Source organism: Nocardia sp. NPDC004604, from assembly GCF_040609795.1.
Lineage (GTDB): Bacteria > Actinomycetota > Actinomycetes > Mycobacteriales > Mycobacteriaceae > Nocardia.
On the sequence record NZ_JBEXLC010000009.1, the window covers coordinates 1 to 17,801 of the forward strand.

Annotated in this window: 11 protein-coding genes; 6 read left to right on the top strand and 5 right to left on the bottom strand. The window is 66.7% G+C overall.

What is annotated here, in order from left to right:
- Positions 1-229: 229 nt before the first annotated feature.
- The 5 genes from ABZW16_RS05920 to ABZW16_RS05940 form a co-directional block, all read right to left on the bottom strand.
- Positions 230-1,669, bottom strand: coding sequence for a dienelactone hydrolase family protein (locus tag ABZW16_RS05920; RefSeq protein ID WP_354952655.1), 1,440 nt, complete (start codon positions 1,667-1,669; stop codon positions 230-232).
- A gap of 27 nt (positions 1,670-1,696) precedes the next feature.
- Positions 1,697-1,873, bottom strand: coding sequence for a hypothetical protein (locus ABZW16_RS05925; RefSeq protein ID WP_354952657.1), 177 nt, complete (start codon positions 1,871-1,873; stop codon positions 1,697-1,699).
- 72 nt (positions 1,874-1,945) lie between these two features.
- Positions 1,946-2,611, bottom strand: coding sequence for a class I SAM-dependent methyltransferase (locus ABZW16_RS05930; protein WP_354952659.1), 666 nt, complete (start codon positions 2,609-2,611; stop codon positions 1,946-1,948).
- 31 nt (positions 2,612-2,642) lie between these two features.
- Positions 2,643-3,344, bottom strand: a complete 702-nt coding sequence (locus tag ABZW16_RS05935) for a siderophore-interacting protein (RefSeq protein WP_354952661.1) — start codon at positions 3,342-3,344, stop codon at positions 2,643-2,645.
- 160 nt (positions 3,345-3,504) lie between these two features.
- On the bottom strand, positions 3,505-3,996 hold the full coding sequence (locus ABZW16_RS05940) for a hypothetical protein (protein ID WP_354952663.1): 492 nt from the start codon (positions 3,994-3,996) through the stop codon (positions 3,505-3,507).
- A gap of 144 nt (positions 3,997-4,140) precedes the next feature.
- Between ABZW16_RS05940 and ABZW16_RS05945 the strand changes: the two genes are divergently transcribed.
- The 6 genes from ABZW16_RS05945 (at position 4,141) to ABZW16_RS05970 (ending at position 17,794) form a co-directional block, all read left to right on the top strand.
- Positions 4,141-5,427, top strand: a complete 1,287-nt coding sequence (locus ABZW16_RS05945) for a SidA/IucD/PvdA family monooxygenase (protein WP_354952665.1) — start codon at positions 4,141-4,143, stop codon at positions 5,425-5,427.
- A gap of 30 nt (positions 5,428-5,457) precedes the next feature.
- Entirely contained in the window at positions 5,458-6,393 is a 936-nt protein-coding gene (locus ABZW16_RS05950; RefSeq protein WP_354952667.1) for a methionyl-tRNA formyltransferase, read from the top strand.
- A 174-nt stretch (positions 6,394-6,567) separates the two neighbouring features.
- Entirely contained in the window at positions 6,568-7,323 is a 756-nt protein-coding gene (locus ABZW16_RS05955) for an alpha/beta fold hydrolase (protein ID WP_354952668.1), read from the top strand.
- Positions 7,320-8,636 carry a polyketide synthase gene (locus tag ABZW16_RS05960; RefSeq protein ID WP_354952670.1) on the top strand — a complete coding sequence of 439 codons (1,317 nt, stop codon included), beginning with the start codon at positions 7,320-7,322 and terminating at the stop codon, positions 8,634-8,636. Before ABZW16_RS05955 ends, ABZW16_RS05960 begins: the two co-directional genes overlap by 4 nt.
- Positions 8,629-11,733, top strand: a complete 3,105-nt coding sequence (gene nbtC, locus ABZW16_RS05965) for a nocobactin polyketide synthase NbtC (protein ID WP_354952672.1) — start codon at positions 8,629-8,631, stop codon at positions 11,731-11,733. Before ABZW16_RS05960 ends, nbtC begins: the two co-directional genes overlap by 8 nt.
- A 13-nt stretch (positions 11,734-11,746) precedes the next feature.
- Entirely contained in the window at positions 11,747-17,794 is a 6,048-nt protein-coding gene (locus tag ABZW16_RS05970) for an amino acid adenylation domain-containing protein (protein WP_354952674.1), read from the top strand.
- The last annotated feature ends 7 nt before the right edge of the window (positions 17,795-17,801 follow it).

Here is a 17,801-nt window from a genome sequence, read left to right on the forward strand (position 1 = left end):
CCCCGCAAACGCCACGGCTTCCGCACCCCCGCCCACATCCTCGATGACATACTCACCCAATCAACCACTGTTGCATCGACCACGTGAATCCGCCGGCCTGTGCGACCACCATTCGACTACGTTCGACAGACCCGGCCCAGGGCTGGCTGGGCGCGGCACTAGCCGGTCAGCGTCGCGTTGGCCGGAAAGGCGAGGGCCTACTCGCACAGCATCCGCCATTCCGTGCGGTCTAGGAGACCGGCCCGCCGCGGATATCGGCGTGCTGGGCCGCAGCGGCCGGAACATCCCCGGGTGTTCCACCGAGCGGCCCCTGTAGGAAGGCCGCGAGTATGTCGTTGGCCGCGCGCTGGGTATCCACCGGACCTCGCTCACCGCCGGTGAATTGGGCGACGGCGAATCGTACTGGTGCGGCGAGGAATAACGGGACATCGGTGAAGCCGAAATGGTTGGCCTCGGCGATTTCGTAGCGGAAACCGCCTGCGCGCAGGTGCTGGATGAGATCGCGATTGCGGTCCAGGTAGTTCATGGAGTGGCCGGTCTCGGCGTGATCGCTCTCCAATAGCAGGAACGGTTGTGGCAATGCGTGGTTCGGCAGATCGCCGTAGAGGGTGCCATCGATATTCACCGCCGCCTTGATCCGGGGATCATCCGCCGCTGCCGCGACCGCGCTCGCGCCACCGAACGAATGTCCGATTGCGGCAATGTGATCGGTATCCAACCGTCCCGCCAGTACGCCCATCGCCTCGGGCCGGTCCAACTGATCGACCACGAAACGCAGGTCGCCCCTGCGGACTTCGAGTTGTCCGGTCATATACCGCTCGCCGTCCGCGTCGTTGTCCGGGAAATCCTCGATCGGGGTTGCGACGGAGCCGTCCGCGAGTTCGGTGACGGCCACCTCATAGGGATGGTCGATGGCGAGTACGACGAAGCCGCGACTGGCGAGATCGCTGACCAATCCCGTGTAGAACGCGCGGGGAGCGCCGTATCCGGGTGAGAACAGCACCACCGGCCAGCGCGCCCGTTCGGCGCTGATCGGCACATCGGCGTACGCGTGGGTATCGATCCGCCCGTAGTTGCTCATGAGGAAACCGGGAATCTGGGTGACTCGGTTCGGCAGCCGGTCGAGCCCGTCGATATAGACCCACTGCCGTGCCGAGGTGAACTCCGTCGGATACCAGGCCTGCACAATGACATTGCGCCGGTCCGCAGTGGAATCCGTTGCCGTCTCCGGCCTTTGCTGATCGACCCAGCGAAAGATCTCCGCGCCGACGCGGTATCGGCCGGACGGCTCGGGCAGAGTGGGAACGGGCGGAACGCTCCACGGAACAATGGCGAGCACGGCGAGCAGACCGACGGCCACGGGCGCGATGAAGGCGGGGATTTGGTGCTTCGTCCGCTCGGCCGGTGGCGGTTCGGTGATCGCGAGCTCGCGCAGTATCGTCGCGCTACGCTGCGATCGGCTGAAGACCAGCAGCGTCGCGGCGACAATGGCCAGATAGCTCGGCACCATCTGCCAGTAGAAGTTCTCCAATAGGAATTGGACCAGGCAGCCGACGACCAGCAGCGGCAACACCACCGGCATGGCGCGCGCGACGTGCCTGGGAAATACCGCCGTGGCCATCGCGAAAAGGATGGCAGTGGCGGCTATGACTCCATCGATGATCGACATTGCCCGCTCGCTTCCGCGCCACCGGGCTCAGCGTGCTGCGGCGGCGATTCGAATTCGAGCATCAGCATCGCGTATCGGGTGGGGCGGATACGTCGCCAGAAAGTAGCGAGTGGGGTCATCCCGGAGGATGATCTTCTTGCCGAGGAATGTATCGGAATGTTGCTGGATGTGTTGTGTATCAACGAGATCGCCGACATCGGCCACCTACATCCGCTGGCGCAACCAACACGCCGAACCCAAACGCGACTTCGCCGTCGACTCCAGAATGCCGGGCGGTTACTGCCGGGTGGTGATGCCAGGAAGTTCCCATTCCGCATCGAGCTGCAGGCCGAGACAGGTCCAGGCAACTCCGGGGCGTCCGTGTGGATCCTCACGCTGAGCTTCGTGGACGACGTTCAGGCCGTGGCTCTGGGCGAGGCCGATGGTCTCCTCGGCGGAGACGGGGAACATACGGCGGCCCACCGGAATCGGACCATGACGCAGGGAGAGGACTACCCGGCCTTTGCTCTCGAGCAGGCCGACCAGGCGGGCCATGGCCGAGGCGCGCTGTCGTTCGTCGAGATGCATCCAGACTGCGGTCAGCAGGATCAGATCGAAGCGGCGCTCTTGTGCAGCCAGCCCGGGAAGCGCGGGAAGCGCGTCATCGACCCATTCGATCTCCTGGTCGGCATGCAGGCGCTGGCCCAGCGCGCGCAGCTCGGCGGTGGGTTCGGCGGCGACGACCCGGTGTCCTCGGGCGGTCAGCGCTGCCGCGTCGCGCCCGCTGCCCGCCCCAATATCCAGCACGGAGCTCGGCCGGGTGGGGAACAGGTGCAGCACCTCGCGATGTACCTCGGTGAAGGTCACGCTCTCGTACTGCTCGGCAAGAGCCTCGGCCGCCTCGCCGTATCCGGCGGTACTGGTCATGGCCTGCAACTGCTCGCCGTCTGTCCCGCTGTTCATGGCGAGGCACCCTACGCCTGCTCCGGCCCGGCTACTTCCAATAGGCGCGGGATTTGATCGAGGTCTTCGGCAGCCCGTGGGTGGTCTCGAGCGCCTTGACGATCGAACGCGTGGTGTGTCCGTCGCAGGCGATCCAGGCGTAGGCGTCCTTTGGGCAGTCCATTTCCTGTGCCTGCTCGCGCAGCAGTCGGCCGTCGTCGACGCGCTGCACCCAGGTCACCCGGTGGTGCGGCTTATTGCGCACCGGCAGACCGGAATCGGATTCGTATTGCCATTCCAGCCATACCCGCGCCGGAATATCGCCGATGGCATCGAGTAGGGAGTTGATTGCGGGCAGCGAGGCGGTGTCGCCGAAGATGACGAATTCACTGGGCAGCGGATCGGGGAGTTGGAAGTCCGAACCCAGCACCGACACATCGATCTCATCGCCGACCGCGGCATTCTGCGCCCATACCGAGGCGGGGCCGTGGTGCACCGCGAATTCGATCGAGAATCTGTCCCCGGCCGGATCGGGATCGACCAGGGTGTAGCCGCGCTGGTGTTCGCGCTCGCCATTCGGAATCCACAGCCGCACCCACTGGGTCGGATGCACCGGATGATCCGCCAGCAGTCCGCCCGCCTGGAAGCCGAGCCGCAGGTACTTATCGCTGATGTACTCGGTCGAGGTCACCGTGAGCCGGTAGTCCTCGGCACGCCACGCCTTCAGCATCAACCCTTCGAAACCTCTGCCCATGGAGATAAGGTTAGCCTAAACACACTTGGGTGTCGCAGGTGTCCGGATATCCGCCGCGCCGCCGCCATGGGAGATCGGCGGCGCGATAGCACCGCCGAAAAGCCGTGTGGCCCCGAGATATTCGTTCGCCTCGGGGCCGACTCGCCTGTGGTGCCGGTGATTACAGGTTGCAGGGGAGCATGGCGACGCCCGCGAGGGTGCATTCGGCCTCGCGGGTCAGCTTCCAGGTGCCGTCGATCTGCCTCCAGGACAGGTCGAAGTACCAGGGGTTCCAGCCGTCGATGGCGGTGGTCAGCTGGGCGTTGAGCAGATCGCCGGAGACATTGACCGGTCCGAGCACATCCCAGCGGAAGCTGGACGGGGCGCCGGCCATGACGGTGCCGATCTGATCGACCAGGCCGAGACCGGCCTCGCCCGCTTCGAGTTCGGCCGCGCGGGCCGAGCGCCCGGCTCCGGTGTTGAACACCAGCTGCAGCTTGGCCTTCAGCTCACCCACGCCGGGTGCGGCGGTCCGCATCGGCGCGCCGATGGGCGCGGCAGTGGCCGGAACCGCCGTGGCGACGGTGCCGAATGCGCCGATCACGGCGGCCGCGGCGAGCGAGAACACCGCGGTGGCGGCGCGCGCCACCGGCTTGTTTCTGGTGCTGAACATCGATACTTCCAATCGTTCGTGTGCGGTAGTGCATCCGTCCCGGGGACTGGCACTGCAGTGCAATATAAGGTAAGCCTATGCAAAGCTATTAGCGAGAAGTTAGGTGACCCTGGGTTGCCGCCCTTGATCGAACGCAGGAGAACCGTGGACACACTGTTGGTGGTCGGAGCTGGGCCGAAAGCCCTTGCGGTGGCGGCTAAAGCGCACGTCCTGCGGAAGTTGGGGCTCGCGGCCCCGCGCGTGATCGTGGTCGAGGCGCATGCGGTCGGCGGCAATTGGCTGCCGAGCGGCGGCTGGACCGATGGACAGCACCGGCTGGGCACCAGTCCGGAGAAGGACATCGGTTTCCCGTACCGCTCGACCTGGGCGCGCGGGCACAACCGCGCCATCGACGAGGCGATGATGGCCTACAGCTGGACCTCGTTCCTGGTCGAACACGGCACCTATGCCGAGTGGATCGATCGCGGCCGCCCGAGCCCGCAGCATCACGTGTGGGCCAAATACCTGCAGTGGGTGGCCCGCGCGATCGATCTCGAATTGGTGCTGGGGACGGTGGATTCGGTCGCCGCGGCGGCCGATGGCTGGCTGGTTTCGTTGACCGGCGCGGACGGCGTGACCACCGAAATCGATACCGACGCACTGATGATCACCGGCCCCGGCCACAGCCGCCGGGCACTGGCCGAACATCCCCGGGTGCTCAGCATCGCCGAATTCTGGGATCTGGCGGGTAAGCGCGCATTGCCGGTCTCCTCGCGGGCCGCGGTGATCGGCGGCGGCGAGACCGCGGGCTCGGCCCTGGACGAGCTGGTCCGCCACGACATGCTCACCATCTCGGTCATCACGCCGAAGGCCACGATCTACACCCGCGGCGAAAGCTATTTCGAAAACGCGCTTTTCAGCGATCCGACCAAATGGAACACGCTGAGCATGGACGAACGCCGCGATGTCATCCGGCGTACCGACCGCGGCGTCTTCTCGGTTCGCGTGCAGGAGAGCGTGATCGGCGACAATCGCGTGCACCATCTGCAGGGCCGGGTCGTGCGGATCGCCGAACAGGGTGACGGTGTCGCCATGACACTGCGCAACGACCGCCGCCCGGATCACGTGCACACCTTCGATCTGGTGATCGATGCCACCGGCGGACAGCCGCTGTCGTTCCTGGAACTTTTCGATGCCAACGCCGCCGACCTGCTCGAACTCGCGGTCGGCGGACCGCTGACCCAGACCAGGCTGGAGGCCGCGATCGGCTACGACCTGGCGGTCTCCGGACTGGACGCGAAGCTCTATCTGCCGAATATGGCGGCCATCGCACAGGGGCCGGGATTCCCGAATCTCAGCTGCCTCGGCGAACTTTCGGATCGGGTATTGCGCACCGCCCCGGCGCGTCAGGTCGTCGGTGCGCGGAGTGGTGTGGCCGCGCGACCGGCCTGATCTCCCTTAATTCAGCTACGTGAGGTTTCCATGCGCATTGTCTTCTTCGGCTTCCAGACCTGGGGTCGCAGCACCCTGCAGGCCCTGATCGATTCCGAGCACGAGGTCGTGCTCGCGGTCACGCATCCGGCAAGTGCGGACTCCTATAAGGGGATCTGGTCGGATTCGGTCGAGGAACTCGCCCGCGAGCACGGCATTCCGGTGCATCTGACGCAGCGGGCCGATGCCGAGACCATCGACCTGGTGAAGCGGGCCGAGCCGGATGTCATCGTGGTGAACAGCTGGTACACCTGGATGCCCGCCGAGCTCTACAACCTGCCCCCGCACGGCACCTTGAATCTGCACGATTCGCTGCTGCCCAAATTCACCGGATTCTCCCCGGTGCTGTGGGCGCTGATCAGCGGTGAATCCGAAACCGGCCTGACCGTGCACCGGATGGACGAGGGGCTGGACACCGGCGACATCCTGGTGCAGCGGTCGCTTGCCATCGGGCCCACCGATACCGGCACCGAACTGGTGCTGCGCGGTATGGAACTCATCCCCGACGCACTGGCCGAGGCGCTGCACGCCCTCGAATCCGGTACCGCGCAGTGGCAGCCGCAGCGCAAGTCCGAGCGGACCTACTTCCACAAGCGCTCGGAGCGGGACAGTCGAATCGACTGGATGTGGTCGGCGGTGGACCTCGAGCGTTTCGTGCGTGCGCTGTCCGAGCCGTATCCGCGGGCATTCACCTATTACCGCGGCGAGCGGATCGAGGTGCTCGAGGCCGTGGTCTCGGAGGCGCGCTATGGCGGCACGCCCGGCCGGGTGATCGTGCAGGAGGGTGGCGGCGCGGTGGTCTGCGGTCAGGAGGCGCATCGGGGTCGCAATCGCGGGCTGGTGATCACCCGGATCCGCACTGCCGACGGTGTCGAGCACGCGGCCACCGAATTCTTCACGCGCGGTGGATATCTCACCGATCAGTGAGGGCGGAGCGCGAATCAGTGGACTTGTTAGGGTAGCCTACGCTAATATCGGGCGACCGTTCAGAAATCAGATCAGTGCAGCGAGCCGGGGGGTGTTGTACGCCGCCGACCAATGACGCTGTCCCGCGCGACCATCGCGCCGGGCAACGTCCGGCGGAAGCGCAGGAGTCAAGAAATGCCAGCAACTCTCGGATGGATCCGGCAATTCCACCGGCCCCGCTCCGTCGATTGCCCACCGCTGTTGATCTGCCCGCACGCGGGTAGCGGCGCCTCCACCTATCGGGCGTTCTCGAAGGTGCTCAGCGAGCACTTCGATGTGCTGATCTTCCAATATCCGGGTCGTCAGGACCGGGCCCGCGAGGCGGCGCTCGGCACGCTGCCCGAACTCGCCGCCGGTGCGTTCGCGGAATTCCGCACCTCGGCACACAATCGCGGTCTGCCGCTCACCGTCTTCGGCCACAGCATGGGCGCGATGGTGGCATTCGAGCTGGTCCGCGCCGCGGAGGCAGCCGGAATCGAGGTGCGGCTGCTCGCGCCCTCCGCCGCGGTCGCACCGGGCCGGGCCGTCGATCTGCCGCCGCATCCGAGCGACGACGAACAGATCCTGGACCACCTCGGCGCGCTGGAGGGCACCGGCGCGGATGTGCTCGGCAGTCGTGAGGTGATGCGGATGGCGCTGCCGGTGGTGAAGGCCGACTACCGGGCCTTCGATGCCTATACCTGCCCGGTGGATGTCAAGGTGCAGGCCAAGATTCATGTGCTCGGCGGCGCCGAGGATCACTTCATCACCCCGCGTGAGCTGTATGCCTGGTCCAACCACAGTGCGCAGGAGATCGATGTCACCGTCTTCGACGGCGGTCACTTCTACCTGAACGACAATGCCACCGGTATCGCGGAATTGCTGGCGCCCGAACTGGATCGGGTCGGATGAGCCCGGATATGGATCCGATCGTCATCTCCGGTATGGCCGTCGAGGCGCCGGGCGGTATCGATACTTTGCCCGAATTCTGGTCCGCGCTGGCCGAATCGCGTGAACTCATCGGACCGTTCCCGCGCAATCGGGAATGGCCGATCGATGAGTTGCTTTCGCTGCATCGCCGCGAGGGCTGGAGCCGGGTCGCCGACGCCGGTGGCTTCCTCGCGGAGGCAACGGAATTCGATCCGATGTTCTTCGGCATCACCCCGCGCGAGGCGCTGTCCATGGATCCGCAGCAGCGGGTAGCGCTGCGGGTGGCCTGGCGGGCGCTGGAGAACGCGGGCATCAATCCGGGCGCGCTGGACGGCGTCGAGGTCGGCTGCTTCATGGGCGCGTCCATCAATGAATACGGTCCGCAGGGCGGTGTGGTCACCGAGTACACCGGATACCGGGTGACCGGGACGGCGCTCGGCGCGGTGGCGGGCCGGATCTCGCACAGCCTCGGGCTGGTCGGGCCGTCGGTGACCATCGACACCGCATGCGCCTCAGCGTTGACCGCGGTCCACCTGGCCGCACATGCGGTGCGCGCGGGTGAGTGCGATTGGGCGCTGGCCGGTGGCGTGTGCGTAATGGGTTCGCCAGCCGCATTTTTCGAGTTCTCCAAGAACAACGCATTGGCCGCCGACGGACACTGCCGCTCCTACGCCGCCGATGCAACCGGCACGCTGTGGGGCGAGGGGGCCGGTGTGGTGGTCATCGAACACGAATCGCGCGCACGCGAACTCGGCCATCGGATCTACGGCCGACTGCTGGCGACCCGGATCAATCACAATGGCAAGGGCGCACCCATCGCCGTGCCGAGCGCATCGGCGCAGCGGCGGCTGATCGAGAAGACTGTGGCCGCGGCGGGAATTCGGCCGGACGATATCGGGCTCATCGAGGGGCACGGCACCGGAACACCGGTCGGCGATCCGCTCGAGCTGACCGCCCTGGCGCAGGTGTACGGCGATATCAATCGCGGCGGAGACGGTCCGCTGCTCGGTTCGGTGAAGTCGAATATGGGTCACGCACAGGCCGCCTCGGGGCTGCTCGGCTTGATCAAGGTGCTGCTCAGCGGTGCGAACGGGCAGATAGCGCCGAGCCTCTACGCGGAAAACCCCACCACCGAGGTGGATTGGGATGCCACCAGCCTGCGGCTCGCCACAAAACTCGAACCCTGGGAGCCGGTCGACGGCCTCCGCTACGGCGCGGTGTCCTCGTTCGGTGTCGCGGGCACCAATGCACACGCGATCCTGGCGATGCCCGTGCTGGAGGATATCGATGCCTGAATACCGACTTCCGGACGGAACCATCCCGGTCCTACTGTCCTCCGATACGGCCGATGGACTGCGCGGCGAGGCCTCGGCGATCCTGTCGTATCTCGAACGGCATCCCGACGTCGGTCCGGATCGCGTGGCGGACACGCTGTTTCGCACCAGGGTCGCGCGGCGGCGCCGGGCACTCGCCATGGTCGAGACCAGTGCCGAACTCCGCGACGCGCTGCGGTCGATCATCGCCGATGCCGAACATCCCGCAGTGGTATCCACCGGCGGCGTGGCCGCGGCTCGGCGGATCGGATTCGTCTTCCCCGGCCAGGGCAGTCAGCGCCCCGGAATGGGCAGGCTCTACTACGACGTCTCGCCCGCGTTCCGCGCTGCGGTCGACGAATGCGCCGCGATCTTCGAGGATCGGTTCGGTCACCGGGAGCCGCTGCACTATCTGCTCGGCACCGAGGGGCAGTTCGCGGACGCCGTGCGAGTGGTGCAGCCCGCGTTGATGTTCCAGATGTTCGCGCTGGCCGCGATGTGGCGTGCGGCCGGTGTCGCACCCACCGCGACGATCGGACACAGCCAGGGGGAGTTGGCGGCCGGTGCGGCCTCAGGGGTCATGACGCTGCGCGATTCGGTGCTTGCGGTGACGCATCGGGCGCTGTGTGTCGATCAGCTTGCGCCGCGCGGCTATTCGATGGCCGTGCTCGGCATGGACCGCGATCAATGTGAGGCGCTGCTGGCCAGGCATTCGGGCTGGGCCGAGCTGTCGGTGATCAACTCGGCGCACATCCTGGCCATTTCGGGTGACCGCGAGACCATTGTCGATATGGTGGCGACCGCGACCGCGCGCGGTCGGTTCGCCAAGGAGATCCGCGTCGCCTATCCGGCGCATACCTCGGTGGTCAGCGAGTACCGGGAAGTACTCGAGGCGGTGCTCGGCGACGAGATGAGCGGCGCGCACTTCGCGGCGACCGAAATTCTCTGCTACGGAGCGACGCTCGGCACCGCCATTACGCCCGATCTACGGCACGACCAGTACTGGTACTGGAATCTGCGCAATCGCGTCCGGTTCGATCGGGCGATCACGGCGGCCACCGCTGATGTCGACACCTTTGTGGAAATGTCGGAACATCCCATGCTGCAGTTGGCCATTCAGGAAAACCTGAGCACGGTGCCGCGGGATCCGGCATCGCCGCAGCGCGAGTTCCGGGTGATCGGCACCTCGCTGCGCAGCGCGACGGGGCTGCGGGAGTTCACGCGCAATCTGGCGACCGTCGCGGTGCACGATCTGAACTATCGGTGGGATGCATTGCAGGTCGAATCCGATTCGGGTGCAGTGCGATTGCCGCTGCGGGACTTCCCCAACACCGTGCTGAATCCACAGCGGCTGTGGGCCGCCTACCGAACGAATGAGACCCCCGAACCGGTGCGCTCCGAACATGCCGCCACTCGTCTGGCGGAGCGCTGGGTGCGGCTCGAGCGTCGCTCGCTGGTGTCGCCGCGCACCATGCTGATCGTCGATCACACCGGACAGTGCGCCGAACTCGCCGCGGCACTGTGCACCGCGGCTTACGACCACGGCGGCGGCGCCTCCGTCTACGACACCGACAAAACAGCCGATACGGGTGCCTACGATTCGGTCGTCGTGCTGCTACCGCGGCTGCCCGACCTGGACGGACCCGCCGCGATCGAGGAGTTGGCGCGGTTCTATGACGCCCGCTGGCTCCCCGCGCTCGACGCCACCATCACCGACTGCTGGCTGGTGACCGTCGGCGGTGAATCCGCGGTCGCCGACGATCCGGTACCGCAGCTGTTCCACGGTGCGGTCTCCGCCGGATTCCGCTGCATCGGTCTGGAGAATATCGGCACCGCATTCCGGCATCTCGACCTGGGCGATGCCGATCCGGCGCAGGCCGCCGCGATCGTGCGGGCACTGCACGCCAAGGGCGAACCGCAGCTCGCACTGCGTGCGGGCGGTCTCTACGCCAAGCGGCTCGAGGTGGACAGCGATCCGCTCGCCGGGGCTCCGGATGACGCGGAGCTCGAGCATGTCGTCATCGTCGGCGGTACCGGAACGCTCGGCCTGAAGTTCGCCGAACACTTCGCCGATCGTGGCGCGCGGCTGATCACACTGCTGAGCCGGTCCGGCGAGACCGACACCGTCGCAGCACGATTGCGCGCCATTCGGCAGATCGGCGCGGCCGAGGTCGCGGTCGTCGCATGCGATGTCAGCGACGCATCCAGTGTGCGGGATCTCGCCGCCGCGCTGACGGACACACCGGCGACCATGCTCGTGCACGCCGCGGTGAACTACGTGCGCGCCGAACTCGCCGAGGTGACCGGCGAGAAGCTGTTCGAGATGGCGGCATCGAAGATCATCGGCACCGACCACCTGCTGCGGCTGCTGCCGCTGGCCGCCGATGCTCGGATCATTATCTGCTCCTCCGCGGCGGCCACCTTCGGCGGTCGCGGGCAGATTCTCTACGCGAGCGTCAACCGGATGCTCGATGTGCTGGCCAGCCGACTGCGCGCCGCGGGTACGAATGCCGTTGCTATGCAATGGGGCATCTGGGATCTCGCGGGGCCACTGCATGCGGTCGGCGTGGATCGGATCGCCGCCGCGGGCGGCCAGTCCATGGACCCGCGTGATGCGCTCGCCATCGGTTTCACCGAGTACGCCGAGATCGGTCGGCCCGGCAATCGCATTGTCATGGCCGCCGACTGGCCGCAGTTGAACGACATCATCTCGGCCGTCGGCTGGGGTCCGCTGCTCACCGATGTGCTGGCGCGGGTGGACTCGGTGCCAGCGCCGGTCGTGCCGGTTGTGGCTGCGCCCGCTCCCGTCGCGGCCGTGCTGCCGGAGGCGGTCGAACCGTCCGCCGGTTCGCTGTCCGAGCAGGTGCGGGTGGAACTGGGCAAGGTAATGGGCACCGATGGGCTCGACCTCATCGACAGCTCCGTGCCGCTGGTCGCGCTCGGCCTGGATTCCCTGCAGGCGTTGGACTTCCGCAAGCGGGTCCGGGCCGAATTGAACCGCGATCTTCCGGTGGCGGCCATTCTCGGCGGCGCGTCATTGGACGATGTCGTGCGCTTGATGGCCGACAGCAACGTCTAAGGCGAGGGATCTGATGTCGAACAACGAGCTCATGAGCGTGCTGGACCGCCGGAAGGCACTGCTGCGCAAGCGTTTGGCCGAAAGCGGCCTGACCGCGGCGACACCGACGGCCGCACCGATGCGAAGATCGAAACCCGGTGCGCGTCATCCGCTTTCGGCCGGACAGCGGCGCATGTGGTTCCTGCAGACCCGGGATCCGGAGGACACCACCCTCAATATCTGTGTGGCCTACCGGCTGACCGGCGCACTCGATGAGACGCGGCTGCGTCGGGCGATCACGGCCGTCGTCGACCGCCACGACATCCTGCGCACCACCTACGGGCTCGATGAGAGCGGTGAGCCGTATCAGATCGTGCGGGCCGATCTCGAATACTCCTGTCAGTCATACGATCTGACCGATCTGCCGGAATCCGGCCGGGAGCGCCGATCGGAAGTACTGGCGCGTCGGGAATTCGGCCGCCCTTTCGATCTCGCAGTCGAATCGCCATTGCGCATCAGCCTGGTGCGCACCGGTGCCGATGAAATCACCCTGCTGCTGGTCGTGCACCACATCAGCTGGGACGACGACTCGTGGGCGGTCTTCTTCACCGAACTCAACGACGCCTATCGCACTGCACCGGCTGAGCCCGATAGTGCACGTGCGCAATTCGTCGATATCGCGGTCTTCGGCGATAGCACCGACGACGACGCGGTCGATATCGACTACTGGCGTGCGACACTGCGTCCGCTGCCGGAATCCCTGGAACTCCCCGGTCCGGCCACGGTCCGCACCGTCGCGACCAAGCAGTCCGGTCGTTGCACCGTGTCACTGTCGGCCGAGCTCGTCGGTCGAGTAGAGGCTTTCGCTCGCGCGCACGGTGCTACCCCGTTCATGGTGTGGCTGGCCGCCTATGACGCGGTGATCCATCGCTACACCGCGGCAACGGATTTCCTGGTCTCGGTACCGGTGACCGTGCGTCGCGCTGCCGCCGCCGAATCATTGATCGGCTATTTCGGCAATACGCTGCTGCTGCGCGCCACCATCGGCGCGGGGAGCACCTTCGCCGACTTCACCGAATCCGTTCGCGATACCTGTGTCGGGGCCTTCGCCCATCAGCATGTCGGCATCGATCGCGTGGTGTGCGAGGCGAATCCGGACCGTGTCGACGGCCGGGACGGGCTGGAGCAGCTGGTCCGCCTCGGCTTCGGGGTACGCAAGAGCGCACAGGGCTTCGATCTCGACGGTGTCGATGCGACGCTGCTGGATCTCGGCAGCGCGGTCGCGCAGGTATCGCTCGGCTTGACCGTGGTCATGGCGGCCGATGGCGCCTATCTGGAGGCCGAGTACCGGATCGCCGATCTGGACCGCGCACTGGTGGAGCAGCTGCTCGGCCACTACGTGCAGCTGCTGGACAGCGCGCTCGCCGAGCCCGATCGCCGGCTCGGCGATATCGATATGCTCGGTGCGGCCGATCGTGCCGCGATCCTGGCACTGTCGCACGGCGCAATCGTCGATGCGGAGCCGACCACCATGGTCGCACTCTTCGAAAACCAGGTCGCCGCAACGCCGGACGCGCTCGCCATTGTTGCCCCGGCCGAACGCGGCAGCGCCGATACCGAACTCGGCTACGCCGAGCTGAATCGTCGCGCCAATCGGCTTGCGCGCTGGCTGATCGGGCAGGGCCTCGGTACCGAGGACATTGTCGGATTGCGGCTGTCCAACTCGGTCGAGTTCGTGGTCGCGGTGCTCGGTGTGCTCAAATCCGGTGCGGCGTACCTGCCCATCGACCCGGCCTACCCGGACGAGCGCATCGACTATCTCGTCGAAGACGCCGCACCTCGACTGGTGCTCGGCCGGGTCGAGTTGACGGCCGCCGAGACCGCGGCCGACCGGCTTCCCGACGCCGATCTGGTCGATGCCGACCGGCTGCGGCCACTGCTGCCCGGTCACCTCGCCTATGTCATCTACACCTCCGGGTCCACCGGAAAGCCCAAGGGCGTCCCGGTATCCCATGCCGCCATTGCCGAACATCTCTCGGGCTTCGTCGCGGAATGGAGTATGACCAGCGAAGACCGGCTGCTGCAGTCGTCTTCGGTGAGCTTCGACGCCTCGCTGCTCGATATCTTCGTGACGCTGACCCTCGGTGCCCGCCTGGTCATCCCGAAACCCGATGCGTTCCGCGATATTCCGTATGTCGCCGAGCTGATCACCCGCTGCGGGGTGACCGTGCTGCATATGGTGCCGTCGATGTTGAGCACCTTCCTGCTGCTGCCGGAGGTAAGCGAATGGCGTGCGCTGCGGCATGTGCCGGTGGGCGGTGAGGCGCTGCCCGGCGAGGTGGCCGATAGGTTCGCCGGTGTCTTCGATGCGGAACTGCGCAATCACTACGGCCCGACCGAGGCCGTGGTGTGCGCGACGCATATGAATGTGGACGGCCCGCAAGGGACCCGGATCGTGCCGATCGGCGTGCCGAACCAGAACGTCACGGTGTATCTGCTCGACGAGGCGCTGCAGCTGGTGCCACCGGGTGTGGTCGGTGAGATCTATCTCGGCGGTGCGCAATTGGCGCGCGGGTACCTGAATCGGCCCGGACCGAGCGCGGAGCGGTTCGTCGCCGATCCGTTCGCACTCGGCGCGCGGTTGTATCGGACCGGAGATCTCGCGCGGCGCAATGCCAATGGTGAGATCGAATTCGTCGGCCGGGCCGATGAGCAGGTCAAGGTGCGCGGTTTCCGGATCGAACTCGGCGAGGTCGAGGCGGTCATCGCGTCCTATCCCGGTGTCGGGCACTGTGTGGTCATTGCGGTGGCCGACGCGGCGGTCGGTGCGATGCTGGCCGCGTATGTCGTGGTGGCCAATGGTCTTTCGGAGTCGGCACTCGATATCGAGGATGTTCGGCGCCATGCCGCGGCCACGCTGCCGGAGTACATGGTGCCCAGCGCGTTCGCCGTGATCGATGAGATTCCGCTGACCGCGCACGGCAAACTGGACCGGCGCGCATTGCCCGCGCCGGAGCGCACCACCACCCACCGCTATCGGGAGCCGGGCACCGCCACCGAGATCCGGCTCGCGGAGCTGTTCGCGCAGATCTTCGGTCGCGCGCAGATCGGCGCGGACGATTCCTTCTTCGAACTCGGCGGACATTCGCTGCTGGCCACCCGGTTGGTCGTGCAGATTCGCACCGAGTTCGGCATCGAAGTCGATGTCCGGGCGCCATTCGATACCCCGACCGTGGCCGGGCTCGCCGCGCTCATCGAGGCGGCACCGGCGCACACCGCCGCCGCCGTGCCCGCACTGCGGAAATGGTCGAGGCCCGACCGCATTCCACTGTCCTACTCCCAGCTCGCGCTGTGGTTCCAGCGAAAGCTGGAGGGGCCGAGCGCCATCGGCAATATTCCGTTCGCGGTGCGGGTGGACGGTCCGCTGGAGCTGGCTGCGCTGACCGCCGCCCTCGCCGACGTGGTGGCTCGGCACGAGGTGCTGCGCACGGTATTCCCCGAAAGCGATGGCGTGCCATATCAGTCGGTGCTGCCCGCCGGGCCGATCGATATTCCGGTGACGGAGCTCAGTGATCCCGAACAGCTGCGCGCCGAGCTGGCGCAGGCGGGTCGGCACTGCTTCGCCCTGGATGGCGAATTGCTCATCCGGCCGCGGATCTTCATGCTGGACACCGAGACCCATGTGCTGTCGCTGCTGGTCCACCATCTGGTTGCCGACCACTGGTCGTTCCGGACGATTCTCGACGATCTCGCCATCGCCTACCGGGCGCGCACCGCCGGTGCGGCACCGGAGTGGTCACCGTTGGCCGTGCAGTACGCGGATTACACACTGTGGCAGCGCGAGGCGGTCGATGCACTCGATGCGCAAGTGGACTACTGGCGCGGCGCGCTCGCCGGTCTGCCGGACCAGATCAATATCGCCACGGACAAGCCGCGCCCCGCGGTACTGAGCAAGAGCGGGCAGGTGGTGCCGTTCGCGGTCCCGGCCGCGCTGCGCGGGCAGCTGAAGTCCGTCGCCGAGGCGAGCGGGGCCAGCGAGTTCATGCTGTATCAGGCCGCGGTCGCGACACTGCTGCACAAACTCGGTGCTGGCGTCGATATTCCGCTCGGTACGCCGATTGCCGGCCGGGTGGACCCGGCGGCCGCGGATCTGGTCGGCCTGCTGGCCAATATGGTGGTGCTGCGCAATGACCTGTCCGGCGATCCCACGCTGCGCACCGTGCTCGCGCGCTCCCGCGATATCGCGCTCGGTGCGTACAGCAACCAGGACATCCCCATCGAGCGCCTGGTGGATGCGCTCGACCCGGCCCGTTCGCGGGCCAGGAATCCGCTGTTCCAGGCCATGATGCACTTCCGCGAGGAGAACTGGGACGGCGCGGACCAGGGACTCGACGCGCGGACCGCACTCACGGTGCTGCCATTGGACTTCGATATCTCGCTGCTCGACCTGAGCATCAATTTCTTCGCGGGATCCGATGGCGGCTTCGAGGCCAGTGTGATCGTCAATACTGATCTCTATGAGCCCGCGACCGGAGAGTTGTTCGCGCAGCGCATGCTCCGCGTGCTCACTGCCTTCGCGGCATCTCCCGACAGCACCGTCGGCGAACTCGACATCATGCCCGTCGCCGAGCGTCAGCGGGTGCTCGGCGAATGGGCCACGGGCGTCGAGCTTTCCTGGATGCCCGGGATCGCCGAGCTGATCCGGCGCGGGCGCGGCATTCCCTCCGACCGGATCGCGGTGCGTTGCGGTGCGGAAGCCCTCAGCTACGGTGCGCTGTTCGAACAGCTCGATCGTGGGGCCGGGGCGAGTATGCCCGATGGTGCGTCGGTGGCCGCAGTGGTCCGTCGCCTGGCCACGCTCGACGCGATCGCGAATACGGATGGGACCATTGCACTTTCGCGTGTCGATGCGCCTACCGCGGTGTTCACGCGGGACGCCATCGCGGCCGCTGTCGCCGATCGACGCGCTGTCGCCGCCGATCGCCGTGCCGAATCATTCGACCGGGCAAGGGGTTCGGCGGATGTGCGACTCGTCGCCGCACCGTGGTCGGGATCCGAGATCGAGGTCGAACTGCTGGCCGCGCTGGCCGATGGTGCGACGCTGATCCGCACCACCGATTCGCAGCGCGACGATCCGGTCGCACTGGTCGAATTGATCGGCGCGCACGCGGTCACCCACGTGGTCGCCGACCCTGCCACGCTTGCGCGGATCGTGCACACCGGAATCTCGATGCTGCCGTCGGTGCGCAGCTGGGAGGTCACGGGAACCGCGTGGCCCGCCGCACTGCCCGATCTGCTGCCCGCGCTCGCGGCCGGTTCGATCGCCACCTTCGACTATCGGATCCCGGAATACGCGGGCGCGGTGGCCCGCGGTGCGGTCGACGGAAGCGGATACGCGCGTCCTATCCCGGGGGGTCGGGTGCTGGTTCTGGATGCCGCCTTGCGACCGGTCGCACCCGGCGTGCACGGCGATGTCTATGTGGGTGGTGCCGGACTCGCCGATGGCTATGTCGAGGAGTCGGCGCACGCCTTCATCGACGATCCGTATCTGCCGGGAGCCCGATTGTTCCGGACCGGGCAGCGAGCGCGTTGGGATACGGCGGGGCGACTCGCCTTCGCAACCAAGGTGACGGCCATCGTCGACACCAGCACAGCGCCTTCCGATGCCGCGCACACCGATACCGAACAGCAGCTGATCTCGATCCTCGAGGAACTGCTGGAAATCGAGGACGTCACCGCCGATGACGGCTTCTTCGCACTCGGCGGCGACAGCGTGATCTCCATCCAATGGTCGGCACGTGCCAACCAGATCGGACTGCCGCTGTCCCCGCAGCTGGTATTCGAACACCTGACCATCGCCGAACTCGCGGCCGCGGTCGATGCGGCGGTGCCGGCGGGTGTGACCACGACCATCGAAGACACCTTTGGTACGGCCCTGGACGACGCGAATAGCGATGGCGTACCGGCGGATACCGATCAGTCCGCCGAACCGGCCCGGCACCAGCATGCCGCCATGAGTGTGTCCGGCCTCAGCTCGGACGCACTGGCCGCATTGGGTGCGGCGTGGAAGCAGTCGCAATGAGGGGCGG